Source organism: Agromyces binzhouensis (assembly GCF_004135055.1).
Classification (GTDB): Bacteria; Actinomycetota; Actinomycetes; order Actinomycetales; family Microbacteriaceae; genus Agromyces; species Agromyces binzhouensis.
Genome location: NZ_SDPL01000407.1, coordinates 1 through 2,797 on the forward strand (window position 1 = coordinate 1; position 2,797 = coordinate 2,797).

The following is a 2,797-nucleotide window of genomic DNA, read 5'->3' on the forward strand; positions in this document are numbered from 1 at the left end:
AAGTGGCAGGTCGCGACGACCACGGGGCGACGCGCGCGGCGACGCGTCGCGAGCGCGGCGACGGTGCCCACGTCCGCCGCGGTCATGTGGGTGTTCACGACGTCGACGTCTCCGGCGAGGTCGCGGACCGCGCGGAGCACCTCGATCGTGCGGGCGGCCGGAGTGTGCGCGACCCCCGCCTCGTGGAGACTGGGGCGCATGCGCGGCGGGTCGCCGCCGATGACGTGCACCGCATGGCCGTCGGCCGACTGCGTGCGGGCGAGTCGGAGGACGAACTGCTCGACTCCGGAGAAGCCGTCCGAGCGGATCGCGTGCAGGACGCGGAGGGGAGCGCTCACGTGTCGCCCGCCGCCCGCCCGCGCGCGTGGCGCCCCGGCGCCCGCTGCGCCTCGATCGATCGGGCGAGTTCGAGGTAGCGCGCCGCGACCTCGCGCCACGAGTGCTGCTCCGCGGTGGCCCGCGCACGCGCACGCCACGCCTCGCGCACCTCGGGGTCGAGCCCGTCGAGCTCCGCGAGGCGTGCTCCGACCGGCGCGGCCTCGCGATCGACGAGGAAGCCGTTCTCGCCGTCGACGACGATGTCGGGCGCGAAGCCCACCCTCGTCGACACGACCGGCACGCCGCACGCCAGCGCCTCCAGCACGACGAGCGCATTGGCCTCGTAGGCGCTCGGCAGCACGAGCACATCGGACGCGCGGAGCAGCGGGACCGGGTCGGACCGCTCGCCCGCGAACACCACGCGCTCCGGGACGCCGACGCGTCGGGCCTGCGCACCGGCTCGCCTGATCATGTCGGCGGAGCCGCCGACGACGAGCAGCACGACGCCGGGCGCCATCCGGAGCGCCTCGATCGCGAGGTGCAGGCCCTTGCGTTCGAACTCGTGCCCGATGAAGACCGCGACCGTCGTGTCGTCCGCGATGCCGAGTTCGCGACGGACGGCGGCCCGCTCCGCGGCATCGCCCGGGCTGAACCGCTCGACGTCGACCCCGTTCGGGATGACCGTGACCGGCGGCCGCACGCGACCGTACACCTCGGTCAGCAGCCGCGCCTCCTGGCCGGTCAGCGCGACCACGGCGCGATGCGTGCGTCCGCGATACCGGAGGCGGTCGCGGAGCGCGGTGAACAGGTGCACCGGATTGCGCACCATCCGCCATGCGTAGTTGCCGCGTGCGCGCATGGCGGCCTGGAGCAGGCCGTGGTTGACGTAGACGTCGCCGGCCATCACGTCGTTGTGCGTGAACGAGATCGCATCGGGCCGCTCGGCGAGGAAGCGCTTCGCGCGCCGTGTGCCGACCGTGCTGAACCAGACCACGTTGCCGGCGCGCGCCAGGTGCATGCCGAACGTCGTGCGATGCGGTCGCGCGAGCGTGCGTCCGGCGTCGGCGGCCGTGAACCGCTCGACCGGCACTCCCGCCGCGCGGAACTCCTGCTCGAGCGCGTACGCGACGCCGGCGACGCCGCTGCCGGGCTCGATCGTCGGTGCGATCTGGACGATGCGGGTCATCCGGTGGCCCGGTCGGCGGGTGCGGAGCCGCGCTCGGCCAGCAGCTGCTCGGCGAGCGCGAGGTATCGGCGCGCGACCTCGCGCCAGCCGTACGGTTCGGCCGACGCTCGGGCACCACGGCTCAGGGCGGCGAACGCCTCGTCGTCGAGCGTCGCGAGCTCCTCCATCCGCTCGCCGACGGCCTCGGGGTCGCGCTCGACCAGGTAGCCGTTCACGCCGTCTCGCACGATCTCCGGGGCGAAGCCGACGGGCGTCGCGATGACGGGCAGTCCGGCCGCGAGCGCCTCGAGCACGACCAGCGCGTTCGCCTCGTAGGCGCTGGGGAAGACGAAGTAGTCGCACGCGGAGAGCAGGTGCGGCAGGTTGCTGCGCGGGCCGAGGAACAGGACGCGGTCGCCGACGCCGTGCTCGATCGCCTCGGCATGCGACTCGGCGATGATGTCGTCGTTCCCGCCGATCACCATCAGCAGCGTGCTCGGGGCGGTCGCCAGCCCCCTGATCGCGAACGAGAGGCCCTTGCGCGAGAACTCGTGCCCCACGAACACGCCGACGCGCTCCTCGTCGCCGAGGCCGAACTCCGCGCGCGCAGCGGACCGTTCCTCGGGAGTCGGCGGGCGGAACCGCTCGAGGTCGACGCCGTTCGGGATGACCTCGATCCGCGGACCGATCGGACCGTACGTCGCCCGCAGGTCGTCGGCGTCGCCCTCGGACAGGCAGACCGCCACGCGATGGGCGTGCCCGCGGTACCGGATGCGATCGCGGAGGTAGATGAAGAGATGCACCGGGTTGCGGTAGATGCGCCACGGCGATCGGCCGCGGGCACGCATCGAGGCGAGCAGCACGCCGTGGTTGACGTACACGTCACCGGCGACGACGTTGTTGTGGCAGATCGAGATCGCGTCGGGCCGCTCGGCGAGGAACCGCTTCGCTCGCCGGGTGCCCACCGTGCTGAACCAGATCATCCGCCAGCCGCCGCGGATGCGGGCGAGGACGGTGTTGCGCGGCCAGGGGAGCATCCGCCTCCGGCGTGCCGAGTCGAACGTGAACCGCTCGACCGTCGCGCCGAGCGCGCGGAACTCCTCCTCGAGATGCCACGCGACGCCGGCCACGCCGGTGCCCGCGCCGATGAAGGGCACGATCTGCACGATACGGGTCATGCTGTGGCCTCCGCGGGGGTGTCGGTGGTCTGGGTCGCCGGCGTCGCGCCGGTGCTCCGCGCCGGGATCGTGGTCGCTGCGGTGAACCGCGCCTCGACCCGCACCGGCCCGAGCCGCGTGATCGCCGCGCGGCGCC

3 protein-coding genes are annotated in these 2,797 nt (G+C 73.7%); all 3 read right to left on the reverse strand.

The annotated features are described in order from the left end of the window. The coding region (locus ESO86_RS14895) for a glycosyltransferase (RefSeq protein WP_165307945.1) at positions 1 to 338 on the reverse strand (338 nt) is incomplete at its 3' end. Further along, positions 335 to 1,504 (reverse strand): glycosyltransferase family 4 protein, encoded by a 1,170-nt coding sequence (locus tag ESO86_RS14900; RefSeq protein ID WP_129235687.1) that lies wholly within the window; start codon positions 1,502 to 1,504, stop codon positions 335 to 337. The genes ESO86_RS14895 and ESO86_RS14900, both read right to left, overlap by 4 nt. Further along, positions 1,501 to 2,661, reverse strand: a complete 1,161-nt coding sequence (locus ESO86_RS14905) for a glycosyltransferase (RefSeq protein ID WP_129235688.1) — start codon at positions 2,659 to 2,661, stop codon at positions 1,501 to 1,503. Before ESO86_RS14905 ends, ESO86_RS14900 begins: the two co-directional genes overlap by 4 nt. Positions 2,662 to 2,797 lie beyond the last annotated feature (136 nt).

Bases quoted from the DNA above. Each gene is read 5' to 3' on its own strand.
- ESO86_RS14905 (WP_129235688.1), bottom strand. From the start codon at position 2,661: ATGACCCGTATCGTGCAGATCGTGCCCTTCATCGGCGCGGGCACCGGC.
- ESO86_RS14900 (WP_129235687.1), bottom strand. From the start codon at position 1,504: ATGACCCGCATCGTCCAGATCGCACCGACGATCGAGCCCGGCAGCGGC.